The organism is Arenivirga flava, from assembly GCF_030161575.1.
Taxonomy (GTDB): Bacteria; Actinomycetota; Actinomycetes; order Actinomycetales; family Microbacteriaceae; genus Arenivirga; species Arenivirga flava.
Genome location: NZ_BSUL01000001.1, coordinates 2,966,843 through 2,989,878, shown reverse-complemented (window position 1 = coordinate 2,989,878; position 23,036 = coordinate 2,966,843). Strand labels below are relative to the sequence as shown.

At 71.6% G+C, this 23,036-nt stretch carries 24 protein-coding genes and 1 pseudogene; 11 read left to right on the top strand and 14 right to left on the bottom strand.

Annotated features, from left to right (window positions below):
• The first annotated feature begins 30 nt into the window (after positions 1-30).
• Positions 31-1,497 (top strand): alanine/glycine:cation symporter family protein, encoded by a 1,467-nt coding sequence (locus tag QQK26_RS14715; RefSeq protein ID WP_284234096.1) that lies wholly within the window; start codon positions 31-33, stop codon positions 1,495-1,497.
• Between the two features lie 26 nt (positions 1,498-1,523).
• Here the strand turns inward: QQK26_RS14715 and QQK26_RS14710 are convergent, their stop codons facing one another.
• The 5 genes from QQK26_RS14710 to ychF all read right to left on the bottom strand — a co-directional run bounded on the left by QQK26_RS14710 (position 1,524) and on the right by ychF (position 4,293).
• Positions 1,524-1,985, bottom strand: coding sequence for a DUF8821 family protein (locus tag QQK26_RS14710; RefSeq protein ID WP_284234094.1), 462 nt, complete (start codon positions 1,983-1,985; stop codon positions 1,524-1,526).
• Positions 1,986-2,027: 42 nt separating this feature from the next.
• The gene (locus QQK26_RS14705; RefSeq protein WP_284234092.1) at positions 2,028-2,369 is read right to left on the bottom strand and encodes a type II toxin-antitoxin system PemK/MazF family toxin; all 342 of its coding nucleotides are present in this window, start codon (positions 2,367-2,369) and stop codon (positions 2,028-2,030) included.
• Positions 2,362-2,586: a ribbon-helix-helix protein gene (locus QQK26_RS14700; RefSeq protein WP_284234090.1), complete on the bottom strand. Its 225-nt coding sequence runs from the start codon at positions 2,584-2,586 to the stop codon at positions 2,362-2,364. Before QQK26_RS14700 ends, QQK26_RS14705 begins: the two co-directional genes overlap by 8 nt.
• A 43-nt stretch (positions 2,587-2,629) precedes the next feature.
• Positions 2,630-3,139: a DUF1877 family protein gene (locus QQK26_RS14695; RefSeq protein WP_284234088.1), complete on the bottom strand. Its 510-nt coding sequence runs from the start codon at positions 3,137-3,139 to the stop codon at positions 2,630-2,632.
• A gap of 80 nt (positions 3,140-3,219) precedes the next feature.
• On the bottom strand, positions 3,220-4,293 hold the full coding sequence (gene ychF / locus QQK26_RS14690; RefSeq protein WP_284234085.1) for a redox-regulated ATPase YchF: 1,074 nt from the start codon (positions 4,291-4,293) through the stop codon (positions 3,220-3,222).
• Between the two features lie 60 nt (positions 4,294-4,353).
• On the opposite strand from ychF, the gene QQK26_RS14685 reads away from it, so the two are divergent.
• The gene (locus tag QQK26_RS14685; RefSeq protein ID WP_284234082.1) at positions 4,354-5,289 is read left to right on the top strand and encodes an NAD(P)-dependent oxidoreductase; all 936 of its coding nucleotides are present in this window, start codon (positions 4,354-4,356) and stop codon (positions 5,287-5,289) included.
• Positions 5,290-5,697: 408 nt separating this feature from the next.
• Positions 5,698-6,312, top strand: a complete 615-nt coding sequence (locus QQK26_RS14680) for an exonuclease domain-containing protein (RefSeq protein ID WP_284234080.1) — start codon at positions 5,698-5,700, stop codon at positions 6,310-6,312.
• A gap of 239 nt (positions 6,313-6,551) precedes the next feature.
• Here QQK26_RS14680 and QQK26_RS14675 read toward each other — a convergent pair whose 3' ends face one another.
• Positions 6,552-7,862: an MFS transporter gene (locus QQK26_RS14675; protein WP_431308041.1), complete on the bottom strand. Its 1,311-nt coding sequence runs from the start codon at positions 7,860-7,862 to the stop codon at positions 6,552-6,554.
• Positions 7,863-8,049: 187 nt separating this feature from the next.
• Here QQK26_RS14675 and QQK26_RS14670 point away from each other — a divergent pair, with 187 nt between their 5' ends.
• Complete coding sequence (locus tag QQK26_RS14670) at positions 8,050-8,901, top strand: DNA recombination protein RmuC (RefSeq protein WP_284234076.1); 852 nt, start codon at positions 8,050-8,052, stop codon at positions 8,899-8,901.
• On the top strand, positions 8,895-9,338 hold the full coding sequence (gene rmuC, locus QQK26_RS14665; RefSeq protein WP_284234075.1) for a DNA recombination protein RmuC: 444 nt from the start codon (positions 8,895-8,897) through the stop codon (positions 9,336-9,338). Before QQK26_RS14670 ends, rmuC begins: the two co-directional genes overlap by 7 nt.
• A 120-nt stretch (positions 9,339-9,458) precedes the next feature.
• On the opposite strand, the gene QQK26_RS14660 is transcribed toward rmuC, so the two are convergent.
• The 5 genes from QQK26_RS14660 to QQK26_RS14640 all read right to left on the bottom strand — a co-directional run bounded on the left by QQK26_RS14660 (position 9,459) and on the right by QQK26_RS14640 (position 14,019).
• Positions 9,459-9,800 carry a hypothetical protein gene (locus tag QQK26_RS14660; RefSeq protein ID WP_284234073.1) on the bottom strand — a complete coding sequence of 114 codons (342 nt, stop codon included), beginning with the start codon at positions 9,798-9,800 and terminating at the stop codon, positions 9,459-9,461.
• Positions 9,801-9,914: 114 nt separating this feature from the next.
• Positions 9,915-10,898, bottom strand: coding sequence for a class II fructose-bisphosphatase (gene glpX / locus QQK26_RS14655; RefSeq protein WP_284234071.1), 984 nt, complete (start codon positions 10,896-10,898; stop codon positions 9,915-9,917).
• A 95-nt stretch (positions 10,899-10,993) separates the two neighbouring features.
• Complete coding sequence (locus QQK26_RS14650; RefSeq protein ID WP_284234069.1) at positions 10,994-11,860, bottom strand: phosphogluconate dehydrogenase C-terminal domain-containing protein; 867 nt, start codon at positions 11,858-11,860, stop codon at positions 10,994-10,996.
• Complete coding sequence (locus tag QQK26_RS14645; RefSeq protein ID WP_284234067.1) at positions 11,857-12,672, bottom strand: sugar phosphate isomerase/epimerase family protein; 816 nt, start codon at positions 12,670-12,672, stop codon at positions 11,857-11,859. The genes QQK26_RS14650 and QQK26_RS14645 overlap by 4 nt, the downstream gene beginning before the upstream one ends.
• 63 nt (positions 12,673-12,735) lie before the next feature.
• A complete protein-coding gene (locus QQK26_RS14640; protein ID WP_284235368.1) occupies positions 12,736-14,019 on the bottom strand; it encodes an MFS transporter in 1,284 nt (427 codons plus the stop codon).
• 283 nt (positions 14,020-14,302) lie between these two features.
• Between QQK26_RS14640 and QQK26_RS14635 the strand changes: the two genes are divergently transcribed.
• The 6 genes from QQK26_RS14635 to QQK26_RS14610 all read left to right on the top strand — a co-directional run bounded on the left by QQK26_RS14635 (position 14,303) and on the right by QQK26_RS14610 (position 19,648).
• The gene (locus QQK26_RS14635) at positions 14,303-15,058 is read left to right on the top strand and encodes an SDR family NAD(P)-dependent oxidoreductase (RefSeq protein WP_284234065.1); all 756 of its coding nucleotides are present in this window, start codon (positions 14,303-14,305) and stop codon (positions 15,056-15,058) included.
• Between the two features lie 4 nt (positions 15,059-15,062).
• Positions 15,063-16,787, top strand: coding sequence for a D-apionate lactonase family protein (locus QQK26_RS14630; protein ID WP_284234063.1), 1,725 nt, complete (start codon positions 15,063-15,065; stop codon positions 16,785-16,787).
• Positions 16,787-17,227, top strand: a complete 441-nt coding sequence (locus tag QQK26_RS14625; RefSeq protein ID WP_284234061.1) for an RbsD/FucU family protein — start codon at positions 16,787-16,789, stop codon at positions 17,225-17,227. Before QQK26_RS14630 ends, QQK26_RS14625 begins: the two co-directional genes overlap by 1 nt.
• A gap of 176 nt (positions 17,228-17,403) precedes the next feature.
• Complete coding sequence (locus tag QQK26_RS14620; protein WP_348520033.1) at positions 17,404-17,976, top strand: FadR/GntR family transcriptional regulator; 573 nt, start codon at positions 17,404-17,406, stop codon at positions 17,974-17,976.
• Between the two features lie 38 nt (positions 17,977-18,014).
• On the top strand, positions 18,015-19,043 hold the full coding sequence (gene fbaA / locus QQK26_RS14615) for a class II fructose-bisphosphate aldolase (protein ID WP_284234059.1): 1,029 nt from the start codon (positions 18,015-18,017) through the stop codon (positions 19,041-19,043).
• A complete protein-coding gene (locus QQK26_RS14610; protein WP_284234057.1) occupies positions 19,043-19,648 on the top strand; it encodes a DUF6264 family protein in 606 nt (201 codons plus the stop codon). Before fbaA ends, QQK26_RS14610 begins: the two co-directional genes overlap by 1 nt.
• 54 nt (positions 19,649-19,702) lie before the next feature.
• On the opposite strand, the gene QQK26_RS14605 is transcribed toward QQK26_RS14610, so the two are convergent.
• From QQK26_RS14605 to QQK26_RS14595, 3 genes and pseudogenes are all read right to left on the bottom strand, one after another.
• Complete coding sequence (locus QQK26_RS14605; protein ID WP_284234056.1) at positions 19,703-20,593, bottom strand: NAD(P)-dependent oxidoreductase; 891 nt, start codon at positions 20,591-20,593, stop codon at positions 19,703-19,705.
• Positions 20,594-20,669: 76 nt separating this feature from the next.
• Positions 20,670-22,105: pseudogene (locus QQK26_RS14600) on the bottom strand (four-carbon acid sugar kinase family protein).
• Between the two features lie 216 nt (positions 22,106-22,321).
• Positions 22,322-23,005, bottom strand: a complete 684-nt coding sequence (locus QQK26_RS14595; RefSeq protein WP_284234054.1) for a FadR/GntR family transcriptional regulator — start codon at positions 23,003-23,005, stop codon at positions 22,322-22,324.
• Positions 23,006-23,036: the final 31 nt, after the last annotated feature.

Here is a 23,036-nt window from a genome sequence, read left to right as displayed (position 1 = left end):
TGCTCCGACCCGGCCGGGCATACTGACCCGATGGACGCTGCGAACGCTTGGCTGCTGACCTGGGGCGATCACCTGTGGACCTGGGCGGTGCTGCCCGTGCTGGTGCTGCTCGGCGTGTACTTCACCGCGCGGTCCGGTGTGGTGCAGCTGCGACTGCTGCCCGAGATGTTCCGCGTCCTGCGGGACAGGACGCCCACGGACGGCGAGGGACGCGCCCAGTCGGTGTCGTCGTTCCAGGCGTTCACCATCTCCGCCGCCTCGCGCGTGGGCGTCGGGAACATCGCCGGCGTGGGCACGGCGATCGCGCTCGGCGGCCCGGGCGCCGTGTTCTGGATGTGGACCATGGCCTTCGTCGGCGGCGCGTCGTCGTTCATCGAGTCGTCGCTCGCCCAGCTCTACAAGACCCGCGACGCCGACGGCTTCCGCGGAGGCCCGGCGTATTACATGCAGCGGGGTCTCGGCGCGCGTTGGATGGGCGTGCTCTTCGCCGTCATCCTCATCGTGTGCTTCCCCATCGCCTTCAGCTCGCTGCAGGCCAACACGATCAAGGCGACCATCGCCGGGGGCATCGAGGGCGGCGGAGGCGCGTGGCTGCCGTGGGTGATCGGGGGCGTGCTCGCCCTGCTCACGGCCCTGGTCGTGTTCGGCGGCGTGCGCCGCATCGCCTCGGTGACCCAGACCCTGGTGCCGCTGATGGCCCTGCTCTACCTGCTGCTCGGGCTGGTGATCGTCGGCATGAACATCGAACGGGTGCCCGAGGTGTTCGCGTCGATCTACACGCAGGCGTTCGGACCGAACGAGGTGCTCGGTGCCGCGCTCGGCTACATCATCTTGACCGGCGTGAAGCGCGGCATGTTCTCCAACGAGGCGGGACTCGGCTCGGCACCGAACGCCGGGGCCAGCGCGGCGGTCACCCACCCGGTCAAGCAGGGCCTCGTGCAGACGCTGGGCGTGTACTTCGACACGTTCCTGGTGTGCTCGATCACCGCGTTCATCGTGCTCGTCTCGGTGCCGGATCTGGTGGGTGCCGAGCAGGGCATCGCGCTCACGCAGAACGCGGTCATCGGGGCGCTGGGCGAGTGGTCGAACGTACTGCTGAGCGTCATCGTCTTCCTGCTGGCCTTCAGCTCCATCCTCGGCAACTACTACTACGGGCAGTCGAACATCGAGTTCATCACCGGGCGGCGCAGCGTGCTCACCGGCTACCGCGTGCTCACGGTCGTCGCGGTGCTCCTGGGCTCGGTGGTCTCCGCCGATCTCGTCTGGAACTTCGCCGACGGCGCCATGGGGCTCATGGCGCTCGTCAACCTCGTGGCGATCGGACTGCTCTCGGGCGTCGCGTTCAAGCTGTTGCGCGACTACACGCAGCAGCGGCGCGCCGGACTCGACCCGGTCTTCACCAGGGACCGGCTGCCCGAGGTGCGCGGGGTCGAGCTGTGGGAGGACCAGCTGTCGGTCACCGGCCCGATCGACCTGCCCGCGCGCTCGCGACGGTAGCCCGCTGCGCCCCGAGGCGAGCGCCGTCAGTACTCCCCATGGAGCACGAAGTAGGAGCCTCGGATCTCGCCGGCCAGCTTCGATCTCTGGCGGGCGAACTTGAACGCGCCCAGCTCGTCGGGCACCTCCATGCCCTGCGACAGCTTGAAGCCGACCGCGCGCTTGCCGCCGGGCTCGAGCGTGTAGAGCACGTTGACGGCGAGGCCGGACTCGAAGAAGACATGAGTCCAGCGGATGCCGTCGACCAGCAGCTCGGTCGCCTCGAGCGCCGGGCTCGCGATCACGATGCCGCGCTCGCGCAGGACGCGTGCAACGTAGCCGACCAGTTCGGACACCTCATCCGCGGGGCTGGTCGCGAAGACGGCGTCGTACCTGTTCGAGAAGTAGCGGGCCTCGTTGGCGCGCAGGCCGGCGAGGGCGTCGGCGTGCGGGGAGCGCTCGAGGCCCACGGTGGAGACGGTCGTGAAGTCGACGGGGGTGGCGGTCATGCTGGGGCTCCTCGGGCCGGGTGATTGGAGGGTACGCCCGGGTCAGGGCAGTGCGAGGAAGTCGCGCAGCCATCGGTCGACCTCGTGCATCGTGGCGGCGTCGACGGCGCCGGAGACGGATGCGAGGCGTTCTCGCGCGACGGTGCGCGGCTGCTCGGTCATGGCGAAGGTCGGATGGGCGAGCCCGGTCGGACCCCGGAGGGGGACATGATTGGGCCAGCCTCGATCGGCCGTCGTCGCCGGGACGACGATCGCGAGGGTGTCGGCGTGCTCGAGAAAGAGGTCGCTCGCGATGACCAGCGCGGGTCGTCGGCCCGCGTGCTCCCGGCCCCGCACCGGATCGAGATCCGCCCAGACGACGAAGCCCCTGCGCAGTTCAGGCATCCGTCGTCGGCATCGAGAGGTCCCAGGCCGCGAACTCGTCACGGTAGGAGGCGTCGGCGGTGCGGAACGACCTCCCGAAGGCCTCCATCCGCTGCCGTCGCTCGTGCGCGTCGAGGAGTTGCTCGATGAGGCCGGCCGCGGTCACGCCGCGCTCGCTCGCATCGCGGTTGATGCGGTCGCGCAGCTCGGTCGTCACTTTGATCGTCGTCATCGCCATGCCACGATGCTACGCCGCGGTATACCGATCGGGCTACCGTAGCTCATCCGATCATGTAGACCATGCCGCGTCCGTCCTCGACGAGCGAGGCGGTGAATCTCCGTGCTCGACCCAGGAACTCGGTCAGGTACTCGAGTTCCTCGTCCGAGTCCCGCTGCGGCGGCACGCAGAGGTGCCGCTCGAGCCAGTCCTGGTCCATGTCGGCGAGGTCTGCGGCGATGGCGGGCATCTCCTCGGGGACGAGCGCTCGCACGAAACGCTCCCAGCCGTAGGCATGCTGCACGACAGCGCCCTCGAACATCCGGAACGAAGGACGGGCGGAGTGCCCTTCCGCAGCCCGAGTCAGCGATTGGAACGCGCTCCACGCTTTGTCGAGGTAGAGCATGTCGCGCGGCGGGACGGCCTGCTCGAAGGTCGGCGAGGCGCTTTCGGCGCCATGCGGGAAGCCCCAGGCGTCCGCGAGCGGATCGGCAGAGATGAAGCCGTCCGGATCGGCGACGGCGAGATCGGCGTTCTGGGGGTCGAATGCGTATGCGTAGTAGCGGATGCCCATGGGAGCAGCCTCGCCCTACTACCGACGACGCGAGGAGGGGCGGGCCTGATCGGTGAACTCGACTCCCTGGGGAGGAACGGTCAGACGTTGAAGCGGAACTCCACTACGTCGCCGTCCTGCATGACGTACTCCTTGCCCTCCATGCGCACCTTGCCGCGGCTCTTGGCCTCGACCATGGTGCCGGCGTCGATGAGGTCGTCGTAGGAGACGATCTCGGCCTTGATGAAGCCGCGCTCGAAGTCGGTGTGGATCACGCCGGCGGCCTGCGGGGCCTTCGCGCCGACCGGGATGGTCCAGGCGCGCACCTCCTTCGGTCCGGCGGTGAGGTAGGTCTGCAGTCCGAGGGTCTCGAAGCCGACGGTCGCGAGCTGGTCGAGGCCGCTCTGGGCCTGGCCGGTCGACTCGAGCAGCTCCGCTGCGTCCTCGGGGTCGAGGCCGATGAGCTCGCTCTCGATCTTGGCGTCGAGGAAGACCGCCTTGGCGGGGGCGACCAGCGCGGCGAGCTCGGCGAGCCTGGCCTCATCGGTCAGCACCGACTCGTCGACGTTGAAGACGTAGATGAAGGGCTTCGAGGTGAGCAGGCCGAGCTCCTTGACGGGAGCGAGGTCGAGGTCCACGGCCGAGAGCGGCGTGCCCTCGTCGAGCACGGCGCGGGCGGCCTTGAGGGTCTCGAGCACGACCGGGTCGGTCTTCTTGCCCTTGACCTCCTTCTCGATGCGGGGCTCCGCCTTCTCGAGGGTCTGCAGGTCGGCCAGGATCAGCTCGGTGTTGATGGTGGCCATGTCGCTTGCCGGGTCGACGGCGCCGTCGACGTGGACCACGTCGGCGTCGACGAAGCCGCGCACGACCTGCGCGATCGCATCCGCTTCACGGATGTTGGCCAGGAACTGGTTGCCGAGGCCCTCACCCTCGCTGGCGCCGCGGACGATGCCGGCGATGTCGACGAAGCTGACCGTGGCGGGCACGAGGCGCTCGCTGCCGTGCAGCTTCGCGAGCTCGGCGAGGCGGCTGTCCGGCAGCTCGACCACGCCGACGTTCGGCTCGATCGTGGCGAACGGGTAGTTCGCCGCGAGCACGTCGTTCTGGGTCAGCGCGTTGAAGAGGGTGGACTTGCCGACGTTGGGCAGGCCGACGATGCCGATAGTGAGAGCCACGGGAGGCGAGTCTACCGGGGGCCTCACTAGGCTTCTCGCACCGATCGAATGGAGCCCCGCGTGACGAAGATCCTCATCCCCTCCGACTTCGAACTGCACCTCGAGCCCGTCCAGGGGGTCGACGTCGTCGCCATCGACAAGACCGCTCCCCTGCCGTCGGAGCACGCGGATGCGGCGGGCTTCGTCGAGTGGGCGATGAGCGGCAAGCAGGTGGCCGCCCTCGTCGAGGCGCTGCCCGACCTGCGCTGGGTGCAGTCGCTCGCCGCCGGCCCGAACACCGTGCTGGACGCGACCCCCTCCGACGTGACCGTCACCGGCGGCAGCGGGTTGCACGACAAGCCCGTCGCGGAGCACGCCCTCGCCCTCGTGCTCGCGGGCCTGCGCCGGGTGCACCTGGCCGTGCGCGCCCAGCAGGAGTCGCGCTGGGCCTTCGAGATCGGCGGGCCGCAGCCCGAGTGGGACCCGACTGCGGCCACCACGCTGCGCGGCGCCCGCGTGACCATCTGGGGCTACGGCAACATCGCCCGCGAGCTGGCACCGCACCTCGTTGCGCTCGGCGCCTCGGTGACCGGCGTGGCGCGATCCGCTCGCCAGGAGGGCGACGTGCGGGTCGTCGACGACATCGACGCGGTGCTGCCCGAGACCGATGTGCTCGTCATGATCCTGCCCGGCAGCGACGCGACCGAGCACGCGCTGGACCACGACCGGCTCGCCGCGCTGCCGACCCGCTCCTGGGTCGTCAACGTCGGGCGCGGCACCTCCATCGACCAGGTGGCGCTGCTCGCGGCGCTGCGCTCGGGCGCCATCCGCGGCGCGGCGCTCGACGTCACCGACCCGGAGCCGCTGCCGGCGGACTCGCCGCTCTGGGGCGAGCCGAACCTCATCATCACGCCGCACGCTGCGGGCGGACGTCCGCTGGGCGCCTCCGAGCTCGTCCAGCGCAACATCGAGGCGTTCGCGACGGGTGGCGAGCTGGAGAACGTGATCGCGCGGTAGAGGACGCAGGGTTCGTGGGGTGTGCCCTGCGTCCTGCTCCTCGCTCTCTGCACGTAGCTCGCCTCCGAGGCCGGGTTCGCTGCCCCGTGCCCCGTCCCGACCTCGGCTTCCCTGCCCGGTGCTACTCCTTCCCTGCCCGGTGCTCCTCCCGACCTCGGCTTCCCTGCCCGGTGCTCCTCCCAACCTCGGCTTCCCTGCCCGGCCGGTTCACGAGCCGCCCGCCCGCTCGGCCGGCGATCCCGAATGACGGATGTCCGGAGCGGAATGCGGAGCTCGCTGCGGTGACACAGGGGCATCCGCTCCGTTCTCCGTCATTCGGGATCGGGGGGCTCGCGAGGGGGCGAAGTCGCCGGGCGCCGCGCCGCGTGGTCGGCGGCGTCGGTGGGGCGTGCGACCATGGACCACGACATGCCCATCGACTTCACCGCGATCGACTTCGAGACCGCCAACGCCTCCGCCGCCTCCGCGTGCTCCGTCGGGATGGTGAAGGTGCGCGACGGCCGGGTCGTCGACCGGGCCGGGTGGTTGATCCGTCCGCCGTTCGGGCACGACGGCTTCAACCCGTGGAACACACGGATCCACGGCATCCGCGCCGAGGACGTCGTCGACGCGCTGCTGTGGCGCGACCAGCTGGCCGACCTCGTCGCCTTCGCGGGCGACGACGTCCTCGTCGCGCACAACGCGGGCTTCGACATGGGTGTGATCACCGCCGCCTGCATGGCGAGCGAGATCGAGACCCCGAGCTACGACTACCTCTGCAGCCTGCAGCTCGCCCGCAAGACCTACCACCTCGACTCCTACAAGCTGCCCGTGGCCGCGATGGCCGCCGGCTTCGAGGACTTCACGCACCATGACGCGCTCGAGGATGCGGCGGCCTGCGCTGCGATCGTCTCGCACGCGGCGAAGCGGCACGAGGCCGAGTCGGTGCGACACCTGGCGCAGATCGCGAGCCTGCGCATCCGCTCGATCGGTGCCGCGGCGGAGGCCGCCGCCGCGGTCGCGCGGCCGATGGCGCTCGGCTGAGCCTCGCCTGACCCTCACGCGTCGGCTCGCGGGCGCATCCGCTCGTTCACGGGCCCGCCGGCACCCGAGCCCTTGCATCCGCTCGGCTGCGCCCGCCGATCCCTCGCAGATCGGCGCGATCCGGCCGCTTCCAGGATGCTGGAGCGACTGAATCACGCCGATCTGCGGGGCGGGCAGCGCGGGCGGACGCCACGACGGCCGGTCCCCGAGGGGGCCGGCCGTCGTGACGTGGGGTCGGATCAGGCCTCGACGGCCTCGCGCTCCAGGCGGGCGACCTCGGCGCGCCGCTCGGCGCCCCAGGTCTCCTTCGTCGACAGCGCGGCGATGAAGCCGATGAGTCCGTACGCCGAGAACAGGATCGCCGGGCCCCAGAAGCCGAAGGCGCCGTAGAGGGCGAGCGCGATGGCGGCGGTGAAGCCCGAGATGATCGCCGAGAACTGGTAGGCCAGCGAGGCGCCCGAGGTGCGGGTCTTCGCGCTGAACAGCTCGGCGAACCAGGAGCCCTGCGTACCGGCGAGCGAGTTCTGCGCGACGGCGAACGACAGCACGAAGGTGACGACGATCACGCCCACCAGGCCGGTGTTGACCAGCAGGAAGAGCGGCACGCCGAACAGCACCATGAACCCGGTGCCGAACAGGTAGACCGGCTTGCGGCCGATCCGGTCGGTCAGCCACCCCCAGAAGAGCGTGGCCGGGAAGCCGAAGAGGGCCGCGACGACGATCGCGAGGATGGTGGTCGGACGGTCCGCCAGCTCGGCGGAGATGAGGTAGCTGGTGACGTACGTGATCGAGATGGCGTAGCCGGCGGTCTCGGCGATGCGCAGACCCACGGCGCGGACGAGGTTGCGCCAGTCGGTCCTGAGCACCTCGATGAGCGGGTTCTTGACGATCTCGCCTTGCTCCTTGATCTGCTCGAAGTCGGGGCTCTCCTCCACCTTGAGACGGATGTAGAGACCGGCGCCGATGAGCACCGAGCTCAGGAGGAACGGGACGCGCCACGCCCAGTCCCCCGGCAGGGCGGCCGAGGCGAGGAAGGCGAGGTTGGCGAGCAGGAGCCCGAGGGGGAAGCCGGCCTGCGGGATGGCGGTGTACTGGCCCTTCTTGCGCCACGGGGCGTGCTCGAAGGTCATGAGGATGGCGCCGCCCCACTCCGCGCCGAAGGCCAGGCCCTGGATGATGCGCACGGTGACAAGCAGGATCGGGGCGAGGATGCCCACCTGCGCGTAGGTCGGCAGGAGGCCGATCGCGAAGGTCGAGACGCCCATGAGGATGAGCGAGTAGATGAGCACCGGCTTGCGGCCGATCTTGTCGCCCAGGTAGCCGCCGATGATGCCGCCGATCGGACGCGCGGCGAAGCCGACGCCGAGCGTGGCGAACGACAGCAGCGTGGCCGTGAACGGGTCGGTGGCCTCGAAGAAGGCGACGCCGAAGTAGAGGGCCGCGGCGGTGCCGTAGCCGATGAAGTCGTAGTTCTCGACGGTGGTGCCGACGGCGGAGCCGATGGCCACGCGCTTGCGGTGCGCGGTTCCTCCGACCGGGGCACCGGTCATCTGCGTGCTGGACACGAGGTATCTCCTTTGATGCTTCGCGTTCGGGTGGGGTCCGAACCGCTGCGTGGGGCCGTCGAGTTCGATTGTCAACATTCGAACAGACTGGGAACATTCTCAAGACGGTGTCCACGGTTGTCAAGTCCCCCGGCGTCGCGGCGATGTCGGTGCCCCCTGCCACACTGCGGGCATGGACCCCGTCATCGCCCTGCTGCTCGGCCTCGTGATCGGCGCCGCGCTCGGCGCCGCCGCGCTCGCGCTCATCCGCCGCGGCGGCCCGGCGGGCTCGGCGGACGCCGCGCTCGTCGCCGCCGAGCGACGATGGACGGACGAGCGGATGCACTGGACCCGCCGAGAGGGCGAGCTCGCCGCCGAGCTCGCCGCCGCCACCGCCACCGCCGAGGGGCTGCAGCGCCAGCTCGGCGGATCGCAGCAGCAGGTGCGCGAGCTGATGGAGCGCCAGCGCTCGGAGCAGGCCTCCGCGCAGCAGCGCGAGCGCGGCGAGAGCCGCGTGCTGGAGGCGCTGGCGCCGGTGGCGCAGAGCCTCGCCGACATGCAGTCGAAGGTGACCGACCTCGAGCACCAGCGGCGCATGCAGCACGGCGAACTCAGTCAGCAGCTGCGCAGCGCCACCGAGTCGGAGGAGCGGCTGCGCGCCACCGCGGACTCGCTGGCCTCGGCGCTGCGCAACAACAGCACGCGCGGCGTCTGGGGCGAGACCCAGCTGCGCAGCGTGGTGGAGGCCGCGGGTCTGCTGCAGCGCGTCGACTTCGACGTGCAGTCGAGCATCACGAGCGAGAGCGGCACCGGGCGTCCGGACATGATCGTGCGGCTGCCGGGCGGCAAGAGCATCGCGGTGGACGCGAAGGTGCCGTTCAACGCCTACCTCGATGCGAGCGCGATCCCGGCGACGGCCGGCGACGCCGAGCTCGCCCGTCGCGACGCACTGCTGCGTCAGCACGTGAAGGCGGTGCGCGACCATGTCAGCGCCCTCGGCGACCGCCGCTACTGGACGGCCTGCCGGCGAGCCCCGAGATGGTGATCGCGTTCATCCCGAGCGAGTCGCTGGTCTCCTCGGCGCTCGAAGCCGACCCCACGATCATGGAGTTCGCCTTCGGCAAGCGCGTCGCCCTCGCCTCGCCCGTCACCCTGTGGTCAGTGCTCAAGACCGTGGCCTTCAGCTGGCAGCAGGACGTGCTCACCGAGGACGCGAAGGCGCTCTTCGACCTCAGCCGCGAGCTCTACACGCGCCTGTCGACCCTGGGCGAGCACGTGGACAAGCTCGGTCGCACGATCACCACCTCGGTACGCGACTACAACCGTCTCGTGGGCACGCTCGAGAGCCGGGTGCTGGTGTCGGCGCGCAAGCTCGGCGAACTGGACGAGGCCACGGTGCTCGCGCCCGCGTCGAGCATCGAGGACGTGCCGCGCGAGGTGACCGCGCACGAGCTCACGGGACGCGTGAGCGCCGATCGGTGATCGGGACGGGCTCCACCGTGACCGCTCAGCAGTGCTGGGAACGCTCGGCACAGCTGGGACCGCCCCGCAGCGTTGCGACCGCCCAGCGGAACCGGAACCGCCGAGCGGCGCCGGACCCGCTCAGCCGGCGAGCGAGCGGGGCTGCGCGTCGCGCAGCTGGACGGACGTCCCGGCGCTGAGTCGCACGCCCACGACCGCGCGCAGCTTGCGCTTGCCGGTCGCCGGCACGACCATGTAGTCGCCGTAGCGCTCGATCGCGGAGCGCCGCATCACCGCATCCGCTGCCGCCTCCCGCGACGGAGCCCCCTGCACGATCGTGCGGGCCAGCAGCGTCTCGCGGGCGTCGCGCACCTCGACGATGACGCCCTCGACCCCGGCCGAGGTCATCGCATAGGCGATGACGGCGTCCGCGTCCATGGCGGCGGTCCGGTCGAGGCGCTCGATCGTCGGGATCTCGGTCATCGGGTGCCCCTCCTGGACTGCGCGGATGCATAGCTCGCTCGGCGAGCTTCTTACTAGTTAGTCTAGTAAGCAAACCGAACAATGCAAGCGCAGCCGAGAGAAGCCCTCAGCCGATCAGAGCCACTTGGAGGCGAGGTGATCGGCGACGACGCGCCGCGTGGTACCCGAGTGGGAGCGCAGCACGATCGACTCGGTGCGGATGATGCCGCCCTTGCGGCGCACGCCGCCGACGAGGTTGCCGTCGGTGACGCCGGTGGCGACGAAGAAGGTGTTGTCGCTCGTCACGAGCTCGTCGGCCGTGTAGACGTGATCGAACTTGAGGCCCGCCTCGAGCCCCTTGGCCTTCTCGGCCTCGTCCTTCGGTGCGAGCATGGTCTGGATGAAGCCGCCGAGCGCCTTGATCGCGCAGGCCGTGGCGACACCCTCCGGGCTGCCACCGGTGCCGACGCAGAGGTCGAAGGTGCCGCCGATGGACGCCGCGTCGATGCCGCCGGCGACGTCGCCGTCGAGGAGCAGGCGGGTGCCGGCGCCGGCCGCGCGGATCTCCTCGATGAGCTCCTCGTGCCGAGGGCGGTCGAGCACGGCGACCTGGATCTCGGCGACGTCCTTGCCGAGCTTCTTCGCGAGCTCGCGGATGTTCTCGCCGATCGAGGCGCGGATGTCGAGCACGCCGTGGGCCTCGGGGCCGGCGACGAGCTTGCGCATGTAGAAGACGCTCGAGGCGTCGAGCATCGAGCCGCGATCGGCTGCGGCGATCATCGAGATCGCGTTCCGACGGCCGGATGCGGTCAGCGACGTACCGTCGATCGGGTCGACCGCGATGTCGCAGGCAGGGCCGCGGCCGGTGCCGACGTGCTCACCGTTGAAGAGCATCGGAGCGTTGTCCTTCTCGCCCTCGCCGATCACCACGACGCCGTCGAAGTCGACCGTTCCGAGGAACTTGCGCATCGCGTCGACGGCAGCCCCGTCGGCGGCGTTCTTGTCGCCGCGGCCGATGAACGGCACCGCGCGGATCGCCGCCGCCTCGGTCGCGCGGACCAGCTCGAGAGCCAGGTTCCGGTCGGGGTGGGAGAGCAGCGGGGCGTCGGTTCCAGTCACCCCTCGATCCTAGTTCGGCACGGGCCCGGCACCATGTCGGAACGGCGGAAGGCCGCGCACCCGGGAGTGCGCGGCCTTCCGAGGAACGAGCGGGTTCAGCGCTCGATCGGCTTGTCCAGGTGGAGCATCTTGGCGAGGACGCCGTCGAGCTCGGCCGGGTCGAAGATCTTCTTCCAGTCGTCGCGCACGATGGACTCCTTGCCGTAGTCCATCGCGATGAGGCAGGCGTCGGAGAACGGGTTCGAACCGCGCAGCGAGTTCGTCAGCGCGATCTGCACGTGGCCGTGCAGGATGGCCTCCGCCGCCGGACGGGGCACGCCGACCGTGTTCACGGTCTCCTCGAGCGCCTCGTTGAGCAGCGCGCCGATCATGCAGGCGATGGTCTCGACGAGGGTCGGCTCGAGCACGGCGAGCTGGTACACGGTGACCCAGTGCACCTCGATGACGGGCGCGTAGATGGTGCGGATGACGGCCTCGGCCTTGGCCTTGGCGTCGGCGTTCTCCGACTCGAGCGCGGCGATCGCGTGCTGCGGGGCGGCGATGCCGCCGAAGGTGTCCGCGTACTCCTCGTCGGTGCGGCGCTCGAGGAAGACCGACGGGTGCGCCGGGTGGGCGACCGCGTACTCGATGTCGTCGCGCTTGAAGAGCAGGTTCGCGTAGGCGGCGGCGGGGTCGAGGGTCAGCAGGATCGCGCCCGACTTCATCTGCGGGACGACGGTCTCGCTGACCTTGCCGAGCACGACGTCCGGCACGGCGAGGACGACGACGTCCGCGCTCGCCACGGCGGTGTCGCTGTCGGTGAGCTCGCGGCCCGCCTCGCGGACGCGCTCCTGGCCGGCTGGCGAGTTCTCGACGTAGAGGGCGTCGAAATCGCTCTTGACGAGGTTGTTCGAGACGCGCATGCCCATCTTGCCGCCGGCGCCGAGGACGGCGACGGTCAGGGTTCCAGTGGTGTCGGTCATGAGTTCTTGCTCCTGAGGTACTCGAGGTTGTGCTGGGTCCATTGCCGTTCCAGCTGCACGGTGGTCTCGGGGTCGCCCTGCCAGGGCAGCCAGTGCTCGATCACCTGGGTGATCCCGCGCCCGGCGGGGTCGACCGCGGCGCGCATGGCGTCGTAGTCGAGCAGGCCCTCGCCGAGCGGGGTGCCGGCGAAGGTGAACCCCACCCAGCCGTCACGACGACTGAAGGCGAAGTCCTTGACGTGCAGGTTGAGGGTGCGCGGCGCGCAGCGCGCCACCACGTCCGCCGGGCTCTCGAGCGCGGCGACCGTGTTGCCCGGGTCGAGGCAGATGCCGAGCGACGGCGAGTCGATCCGCTCCACCAGTGCGAGGTTCACCGAGGTGGGCACCTGCTCGTAGGTCTCGAGCGCGATGACCACGCCGGCGGCCTCGTAAGCCGGCAGCGCCTGCCGCAGCAGCGCCTCCGCCTCCGCCTCCGCCTCCGTCGGACGGTGGGTCGCGGTGTTCACCATCGAGCGCACCACGGTGGCGCCGAGGGCGCCCGCCAGCGACAGGTAGCGCGCCAGGTGCTCCGGGGTGACGCCGCGGGTGCCGAGCTCGATCGTGACGCCGAGCGCATCCGCTCGCGCCTTCAGCGCGTCCAGCTGCTCGTCCGAGAACGACTCGATCGGCGCGTAGTCGCAGATCTGGAAGACGTCGGCGCCGAGACGGGCCACGTCGTCGAGCATCGCGAAGGCGTCCAGCGGTGCTGGGACGAGATCTGAGTGCTGCCAGAAGTAGGCGTAGGTGCTGATGCCGAGCTTCGCGGTCGTCATGCGGTTCCTCCGTCGGAATGGGATGCGAGGGCCGGCCGTGTGGGGTCCGGCCGGCCCTCGGGTTCAGTGGGCGATCTCGTCGGCGCTCGGCACGTTCGAGGCGCTGACCCGGCCGCGGCGCGAGAGCCCGATCATGAGCACCGCGGAGAGCAGCATGAAGCCGCCGACCACGAACATGGGCACGGTGTAGGTGCCACCGGTCAGGTCGCTCAGCGCACCGGTGACGTACGGTGCGGCGAAGCCGGCCAGGTTGCCGATGGTGTTGATCAGCGCGACGCCGGCGGCGGCCGCGGCACCCGTCAGGAACTGCGTGGGCAGGGTCCAGAAGTTGGGCAGCGCCGCGAAGATGGCCGAGGCGGTGACGGCGATGATCGCGATCGTGAGCTCCGGGCTGTCGGCGAAGAGCGCCAGGGGGATGCTGACGCCGCCGAGCACGGCCGGCAGCGCGATGTGCCAGGTCTTGAGGCCGCGACGGCTGGCGTCGCGCGACCAGAGGAACAGCACGAGGGCGGCCGGGATGTACGGGATCGCCGTGATGAGTCCGCGCTGGAAGACGTCGTAGGTCACGTCGAAGCGCGCCTCGAAGCCGCCGATGATCGTCGGCAGGAAGAAGCCGAGCGCGTACAGGCCGTAGATGAAGCCGAAGTAGATGCCGCTGAGCACCCACACGCGGCCGCTCGAGAAGGCGACCTTGAGGCCGCCCTTGCCGTGGGCCTTCGTGTTGACGGCCTCGGTGGCGGTGCGCTCCTTCTGCAGGGCGCCGGTGAGCCAGGTGCGCTCCTCCTGCGTCAGCCACTTGGCCTCGGAGGGCTTGTCGGCCAGGTAGAACCAGGCGATGACGCCCACGATGATCGCGGGCAGCGCGACGCCGAAGAACATGAAGCGCCAGCCCTCGAGGCCGAAGAAGATGCCGTCGTGCGTCATCAGCCAGCCGGCGAGCGGGGCGCCGATGACGTTGGTCAGCGGCTGCGCCAGGTAGAAGAGGGCGAGGATCTTGCCGCGGTGCTTCGCGGGCACCCAGAGGCTCAGGAAGAGGATCGCGCCCGGGAAGAAGCCGGCCTCGGCGACGCCGAGGATGAAGCGCAGGATCGCGAGGTGCTCGAAGCTGCCGACCCAGGTGAAGAGCAGCGCGACGATGCCCCAGCTGACCATGATGCGCGACAGCCACTTGCGGGCCCCGAACCTGTGCAGCGCGAGGTTGCTGGGCACCTCGAGCAGGATGTAGCCGATGAAGAAGACGCCGCTGGCGAAGCCGAACTGCGCGGCGCTCAGCCCGAGGTCGTCGCTCATGCCGTTGGGACCGGCGAAGCCGATGGCGGTGCGGTCGAGGTAGTTGATGAAGAACATCAGGGCCACGAAGGGCACGAGCCTGATGGAGATCTTGCGGATGGCCGACTTCTCGACGGCCGCGGTGGCAGTGGGGTTGTCCACGTTGACTTCCTAGCGGTGTGACGACGTTGTCGCGGGGGTTCCGCGCCGCAGACCATTGTGAGCATCCACCACCGACATGTCAACCGGTTGACCAATCGACGGATGCCACCGGACCGCATCACTCGCTTCGGGGCGCATGCTTGTACCATCGCAACCGGTTGACCGATTCCGGCCCCATCTCGATGACGAGGAGCACCCCGTGAACGCACGACTCGACGGCAAGACCGCACTGGTGACGGGAGCCGCGACCGGGATCGGCCGCGCGATCGCCGATCGCTTCGTCGCCGAGGGCGCCCGCGTCGTCTACGCCGACCGTGACGCCGCCGGGGCGCAGGCCGCCGCCCAGGGGCCGAACGCTCTCGCCGCGACGGTCGACATCAGCGACGAGGCCGCCGTCGAGGCCGCCTACGCCGCCGTCGCCGCGGCCGACTGGCAGCTCGACGTGATCGTCGCGAACGCCGGCGTGCAGCTCTTCGGCCACGATGCGAAGATCGCGGACCTCGACCTCGCCACCTGGCAGCGCACGGTCGACGTCAACCTCACCGGCACCTTCCTCACCGTCAAGCACGGCGTGCGCGCCCTGCGGGCCCACGGCCGCGGCGGCTCCATACTCTTCACGGGCTCGCCCACCGCGCTCAACGGCGAGGGCAACGAGTTCACCGCCTACTCCTCCTCCAAGGCCGGCATGCACGGCATGGCGCGCGCCGTCGCGGGCGCCTACGCGCACGAGAACATCCGCGCCAACGTGGTCGTACCCGGCTACACCGAGACCACCCTGGTCACGACGATCAGCGAGGACCCCGAGTCGCGCGCCGCGATCGTCGGGCGCATCCCGCTCGGCCGCGCCGGGAGCCCGCGCGACGTCGAGGGCGCCATGGTCTTCCTCGCCAGCGACGACGCCGCCTTCGCCACCGGCGCGGAGTTCCGCGTCGACGGCGGCATGACCACCCTCTGAGCCGATGAGCCTCAGCACCTGGGGTCCGCACCGCGGCGAGCCCTGGACGAGCGGACGCTGGCGCGCCGAGCTGCGCGGCGACGAGCTGGCCGACCTGCGCGTCGACGGCGTGCTCGTCGCGAGGTCGGTGCGCGCCGTGGTGCGCGACCGCGACTGGGGCACCGTGCCCGTCACCGTGGCGGCCATGACGCACCAGGAGGGCGCCGCCGTGCTCGCCCTGCGCTACGACGGGCTCGGCATCACGGCGGACGCGACGCTGCGCATCGAGGAGCGGGGCGCCGAGCTGTCGGTCTCGCTCGAGCTGACCGCCGACGGGCACGTCACGACCAACCGCACCGGTCTCGTGCTGCTGCATCCGCCCGTCGTGTCCGGGGCGGCGCTGCGCATCCGTCACGCCGACGGGTCGTCGGAGCGGACGGTGTTCCCCGGGACGATCAGCCCCCACCAGCCCGCCTTCGGCATCACCGGCCTCGACTGGCCGCACGGAGGGCTCGAGCTGTCGGCCGACTTCACCGGCGACGTGTTCGAGATGGAGGACCAGCGCAACTGGACCGACGCCTCCTACAAGACGTACTCGCGCCCGCTCGCGCTGCCGTTCCCCTACGAGCTCGCCGAGGGCGGGCGGGTCGAGCAGTCGATCGTGTTCCGTGCGACCGGCTCGGCGGCGGATGCGGATGCGCAGGCGTCGGCCCTGCGCCTCGTCGACGCCGGCAGGGCGGTGCCGTCGGTGCTCGTCGGAGCCTCGACCGCCCCGACGGACGGCACCGCGCATCCGACCCCGGCCGCGGATGCAGTGCTGGTCGAGATCGAGGCTGACGCCCCGAACGCCGCCGCCGTGCTCGCGCGCGCCGCGGCGAGCGGGCTGCCGCTCGACGTGCGCATCGTCGCCGCAGACCCCTCGCAGGTCGCCGGCGCGGTCGCGCTCGCCGCACCGCACGCGCCCGTGCGCCTCGCCGTGTTCGATGCGCTCACGCACGTGAGCGAGGAGCCGCTGCACGCCGCGCTGGTCGAGGCGGCGGCGGGCCTCGACGCCGAGCTCATCGGCGGGGCGCGCTCGCACTTCACCGAGCTCAACCGCACGCACGAGCGCCTGCCGCGCTTCGACGCCTGGACGATCAGCATCACGCCGCAGATGCACGCCCGTGAGACCTTCCAGATCGAGGAGTCGATCGGCCTGCAGCGCAGGGTCGCCGCCGACGCCGTCGCGATCGCGGGCGGCGCTCCCCTGCACGTGGGACCGATCACCCTGCGGCCGCGGTTCAACGCGGTCGCGACGACCGCGCCGCCCGAGCCGCCCGCCGACCTCCACGCGGGCTACGGGCCGGCGCTGCGCGACGACGCCACCGACGAGCGCCAGGCCGCGCCGCAGCTGGCCGCCTGGGTCGTCGCCAGCGCGGCCGCCCTCGCGCAGGGCGGCGCCGCATCCGTCGCCTGGTTCGAGGAGTGGGGGCCGCGGGGGCTCGACGGCATGCCTGCCGCCGAGGCGGTGGCCGCTGTGCGCGCGCTCTCGGGGCTGCCGCTGCTCGTGCCCGAGGCGCCCGCGCCCGACGACGCGCGCACCTGGGCCCTCGCCGCGCGCACCCCCGACGGCGTGCGCGTGCTCGCGGCACGGCTGGGCGACACCGCCGACGAGCTCGCGATCGCCGCGGACGGCCGGACGGTGCGTGCCATGCTGGAGCCCGGCACCTGGTCGATCATCGACGTGCCGGCTGACCACGAGGAGGACTGATGCTGAAGGGCATCGACCCGCTGCTCGGAGGCGCGCTGCTGCACCTCCTCGACGACATGGGCCATGGCGACCAGCTGCTGGTCGTCGACCGCAATTTCCCCGCCGTCGCCACGGGCCGGCCCGTGGTGCATCTCGGCGAGGCCTCCATGTCGCGCGCGATCGGCGCGATCCTCTCCGTGCTGCCGCTCGACGTGTTCCTCGAGACCCCGATCGAGCGGATGGAGGTGGACGGCGACCCTGCGCGCACCACCCTCGAGCAGGACGCGGTGCTCGAGCTCGCGCGCGCGAGCCACCCGGCACCGCTGGAGTGGGGCGTCATCCCCCGCCTCGACTTCTACGAGCGCGCCAAGGGCGCCTTCGCCGTGGTGCACGTGCTCGATCCCGCCCCCTGGGGCTGCTTCGTGCTGCACAAGGGCGTCGTCTTCCCCGAAGGCGCCTGACCGGTGCCCGCGTACCCCGGCGACGCCACCCGCGAGATCGCCTCCGCCTTCGAGACGCTGCCGCGCGGCAGCGTCGTCAGCGAGGTCGCCCGCCGCCTGCTCGAGCGCTTCACCAGTGGCGACATCGAGCCCGGCACCCGCCTGCCCCCGAGCGCGCGCTGGCCGAGTCGCTCGGCGTGGGACGCTCCGCCGTGCGCGAGGCCCTCGCCGCCCTGGAGCTGCTCGGCATCGTCGACGTGCGGCCCGGCTCGGGCACCTACCTGCGCGGCGCCGCCAGCGAGCTGCTGCCGAAGACGCTCAGCTGGGGGCTCATGCTCGGCCAGCAGCGCACCCGCGACCTCATCGAGGTGCGCAACGAGCTCGAGGTGCAGGCCGCCCGCCTCGCCGCGGAACGGGCCACCGACGACGAGCTCGCGCTGCTGCGCGAGCACCTCGACGCCATGCGCGCCCACCACGACGACCTGCAGCAGTTCGTCGACGCGGACCTGCGGTTCCACCTGCAGATCGGCCTCAGCGCGCGCAACCCGGTGCTGCTCGACCTGCTGCAGAGCCTGCGCTCGCTGATCCGCGTGTGGGTCGACCGCGCCCTGCACGACGAGCACCACATCCGCTTGGCCACCGAGGAGCACAGCCGCGTCTACGACGCCATCGCCTCGCGCGATCCGGAGCGGGCGGATGCGGCGATGCAGGATCACATGCGCACTGCCAGCCAGCGCCTGGTCGCGTCACTAGACTCGAACGGGTCCTGAAACCGGGCCCATCGACGACACTCACCGAGGAGCCCGGCATGCCCATCGCCACCCCCGACCAGTACGCGGCCCTGCTCGAGAAGGCCAAGACCGGAGGCTTCGCCTACCCGGCCTTCAACGTCTCGTCCTCGCAGACGCTCAACGCGGTGCTGCAGGGCCTCACCGAGGCCGGCTCCGACGGCATCATCCAGGTCACCACGGGCGGCGCCGACTACTTCGCCGGCCACACGGTCAAGAACCGCGCCGGCGGCGCACTGGCCTTCGCCGCCTTCGCCCGCGAGGTCGCCAAGGCCTACCCGGTGACGGTCGCCCTGCACACCGACCACTGCCCGAAGGGCGCGCTCGACGACTTCCTGCTGCCCCTGCTGGCGGCATCGGAGGAGGCCGTCAAGGCCGGCGGCGAGCCGATCTTCCAGTCGCACATGTGGGACGGCTCGGCCGTGCCGCTCACCGAGAACCTCGAGATCGCGCAGGACGTCATCAAGCGCACCAAGGCCATCAACGCCATCCTCGAGGTCGAGATCGGCGTCGTCGGCGGCGAGGAGGACGGCGTGCAGCACGAGGGCAGCAACGACGCCCTCTACACGACCCTCGGTGACGTCGAGCAGGCCGTCGAGGCCCTCGGCCTCGGCGAGCAGGGCCGCTACATCGCCGCGCTCACCTTCGGCAACGTGCACGGCGTGTACAAGCCGGGCGGCGTGAAGCTGCGCCCCGAGCTGCTCGGCGAGATCCAGGCCGGCATCGCGCAGAAGTACGGCACCGGCGAGAAGCCGCTCGACCTCGTCTTCCACGGCGGATCCGGTTCGACGGATGCGGAGATCGCCACCGCGGTCGCCAACGGCGTGATCAAGATGAACATCGACACCGACACCCAGTACGCCTTCAGCCGCTCGGTCGCCGACACGGTGCTGAAGAACTACGACGGCTTCATCAAGGCCGACGGCGAGGTCGGCAACAAGAAGCTGTACGACCCGCGCGCGTGGGGCAAGAAGGCGGAGACGGCGATGGCCGCCCGCGTGCTCGAGGCCACGCAGCAGCTCGGCTCGTTCGGCAAGTCGGAGTCCTGATGAGCGACCCGTCCGGCACCGGCGGCACCGGGGCCGAACCGCGCCCGCGCCCGCAGTACGGGGAGTACGCCCCGCCCGGGTGGGTGTCGCCGGTGACGGGCGAGGAGCCCTCGTCCGCGACCGACGAGGCGCCCGCCGCCCGGCAGCAGCAGCCCGTGCAGCAGGCGCCCGCGCCGCAGCAGGGCTCCTACGACTGGGGCACCCCGAAGCCGGTGCGCGCCTCGGGGCGCTTCCGCACGGGCGACCTCGTCGCGAGCGTGCTGCTGCTCGGCATCGGGCTGGCCTTCGTGCTGTCGGCCTTCTCCGCCGCCGCGACCGACATCGGCCCCCAGCTGCTGGCGGCCTACCGGTCGCTGGGCTTCGACACCGACGGGGTCGCGTTCGACTTCGGCAACTCGTGGGCGATCATCGCCGGCGTGGGCACCGGGCTCTGGCTCGGCGCAGCGGTCTGGACGGTGCGCCGCCTGCGCGCCCGCAAGCTCGCCTTCTGGGTGCCGCTGGCCGCCGGGGCGCTGTTCTTCATCGTGCAGTTCGTGATCCTGGCCGCCGTGGTCGCCGCGTCGCCGGGTGTCATGGAGATGTTCTCGACGCCGCCGTCCTCGTAGACCGAGCACGACGGAGGGGCCGGATGCGATGCATCCGGCCCCTGCGTCGTGCGGTCAGTCGGCGGTCGGCGCGACGACGCGCAGCACCTGCGAGTCGTCCTCCTCCGCGAGCCCCTGCGCCTGGCCGAGCAGGAACAGCTGCTCAGCCGCCGCTGCGACCGGCGTCGCGAGACCGGCGCCCCGAGCAGCCTTGCCGACGATGCCGAGGTCCTTGACGAAGATGTCGAGGCGGCTGAGCACCTCGGGGCTCTGCTCGTCGTAGGCCCGCAGCATGCGCGGCCCGCGGTTGCCGAGCATGAACGACGCCGCCGCTCCGGCCTGCAGCGCGTCGAGGGTGCGCTCCGGGTCGAGCCCGAGGGCGCGGGCGAGCGCCAGCGCCTCCCCCGCCGCCGCGATGTGCACGCCGCAGAGCAGCTGGTTGACGGTCTTCAGCGCCTGCCCGTCGCCGGCCCGTTCGCCGACGACGGTCAGCGTGGAGGCGAGCAGCTCGAGCACCGGGCGGGCGGCCTCCAAGTGCGCGGGCTCCGCGCCGACCACGATGAGCAGGTCGCCCTCGCCGGCGCGCACCGGCCCGCCGCTCAGCGGTGCGTCGACCAGCCCGACACCGCGCTCGGCGAGGCGCTCCGCCAGCTCGGCGATGCCGTCCGTGCCGACGGTGCTCGTCAGGATCACCACGGCACCGTCGCGCAGCGACGCCGCGACGCCGGATGCGCCGAACAGCGCGTCCTCGAGCTGGGTGCGGTCGCGAACGGCCAGCAGCACCGCATCCGCTCCATCCACCGCCGCTGCGGCGCCGTCGAAGGTGCGGATGCCGGCCGCACGGGCCAGCTCGAGCCGCGGCTCGGCGATGTCGAAGCCGTGCACGGTGAGGCCGGCGGTGAGGCGGGTGGCCATGGGCAGGCCCATGGCGCCGAGGCCGAGGACGGCGACGGTGGTGGTGGTCATCGGGTTCTCCTTCTGCGGTGCGGACCCGCCGCCGGCAGCGGTACGAGTCGCGTCGATCGTGGACGAGCGGATGCGGTCAGTCGCGCGAGAGCGTCGCGACGACCTGGCTGAGCGAGGCGTCGTCGCCGACGTTGCCGGCGAAGACGATGTACGGGATGCCCTCGGCCGGTCCGTCGACCGGCTGCCAGAGCGAGACGATGCCGGGCAGCATCGGGCCGCGCACGATCGCGTGGCGGATGTCGAGACCGAAGGCGGCGACGTCGCTGGACGTGATGCCGCCCTTCGCGATGACGAAGCGCGGCGGGGCCGCGGCGAGCACGCGCTGTACGACTTCGACGACGGCGGCGCTGACGCGGCGGCTGATGTCGAGGCTCGCCTCCGGATCGTCGCTGCGCACCAGCAGTCGACTGGTGTGCACGATCACGTCGCCCGTGGCGAGCGCCGCGACCGCCGCGTCGACGACCGCGGCGAGCTCCGCCTCGCGATCGCCCTCGATCACGGCCTGCACGTCGATCTCCGCGACGGCGGTGCCCGGCCGGTCCTCGCTGAGTCTGGCCAGCTGCCGGCTGGTGAGGCCGACGTGCGAGCCGACGACCACCAGGCCGCCGCGCTCGTTCGGGGTCACGTCGGCGAACACCTCGGCCTCGGTGAGCGGCGCGCGCACCGCCTGGCCGATGCGGGCGCGCACGAACGGCGGGCCCACCCGGTACAGGAAGGTGCGCCCCTCCACCTCGACGAGCTCGAGGCCGAGCGCCACGGTGCGCAGGTCGCTCTCCTCGACGGCGTCGACGACGACGGGGTCGCATCCGCCGCCCGGCGCAGCAGTGCGGCGACGGCTTCCGGACCGCTGCGGATGACGTCGAGGGTGAGCGCGAGCACGCGTTCGGCGGGCACGGTGCCGCCGGTCTTCTCGGCGACGTAGTCCCGCAGGTCGCTGCTGCCGAAGCCGAAGGTGGCGTCGCGGGCGAACTCCGTCTCGGCGACGGGGGTCAGGCCACCGTCGCCGCGCATCCAGTGCACGCCGCCGATCGTGATGCGGCCCGCGTCGGGGAAGGCGGGCACGACGAGCACGCCGTCGGGGCGCGGCGCACCGGCCTCTGCCAGCGTCTCGGCGATCACGTCGGTCTCGAGCGGGAAGTGCCCGCGAAGGGTCGAGTCGCTGCGGCTGACGAAGCCGACGCGCACCCCGACCTCGTCGGCAGCGGCGAGTGCCGCGCGCACGACCTCGCGGTTGCGCTGCGCGGCGTCGTCCGGGCCGAGGCTGCGGGTGTTCGTGAGCACGTAGACGGCGGCGGCGCCGCGGCCGAGCGCCCAGACCAGGTCGTCGCGCTGCCAACGGGTGAGCACCGGCAGGTCGGCGACCGACTGCGTGCCGGTGGGGTCGTCGTCGAGCACGACGAGCACCCGGCCGCTGCCGGCGACGCGGGCGGCCACCTCGGCGGCGGACGTGTCGAGCGGATGCGGGTACGCCGCGAGCAGGGCGGCCTCGTCGACCGGGCGCTCGGCGGGGATCGTGGGATGCACGGTGGGCTACTCCTTCGTAGTCGGCGTCGCGGAGCCGGAGCTCGTAGCGGAGACGTCAGACATCGTACCCCGCCTGCCCGTGATGCCTCCGAGCATCGCTCTCCACGAGGATCGGGGCCCCTGAGCGACAACGGGGCGCGCGGACGCATGCCCCATCGTCGCCGAGGCGCCCCGAAGCGCAGCAACGGCTGCGCAGCGATGGACTCAGAGCACGTAGCGGCGCAGGTCGGCCTCGGTCTGGTCCATGTGCTCGAGCATCGCGGCGCGCGAGGCCGCGGAGTCGCCGGAGCGCAGCGCGTCGAGCACGGCGGCGTGCCGGTCGATGGCGTGCTCCTGGATGAGCGGCACGCGGCTCGTCTGCGCGCGGGTCTCGCGTAGGAAGCGCCGCAGCGACTCGAAGAGCACGGGCAGCAGCACGTTGCCGCTCGCGCGCAGGATCACGTCGTGGAAGGCGATGTCGGCCTCGACGAAGGCGGTGACGTCGCCCGCCCGGGCGGCCGCCCGCATCCGCTCGAGGTCCGCGTCCAGCGCGGCGAGGTGCTCGTCGTCGCGGCGCCCCGCGGCGAGCGCCGCGGCCTCCGCCTCGAACATGCGACGCAGCTCGATGAGCTGCACGGCGGCATCGGCCCCGCCCGTGGCGCGCAGCACGGGCTCGAGCGCCGTCCACTGCCGCACGGGCTGCACGTAGGTGCCGCGGCCGCGCACGACCGCCACGACGTTCTGGGCGATGAGCCCCTTGATCGCCTCGCGCACCGTCATGCGGCTGACGCCGTGGCGCTCCGCGAGCTCGAACTCGGTGGGCACGGCGTCGCCCTCGGCGAACTCACCGGCGACGATCCGCTCCAGCAGGTCGTCGGCGACGACGCTCACGAGACTCGGACGGCTCATCGGGCTCTCCCCTGCTGTTCGGCGCCGGACG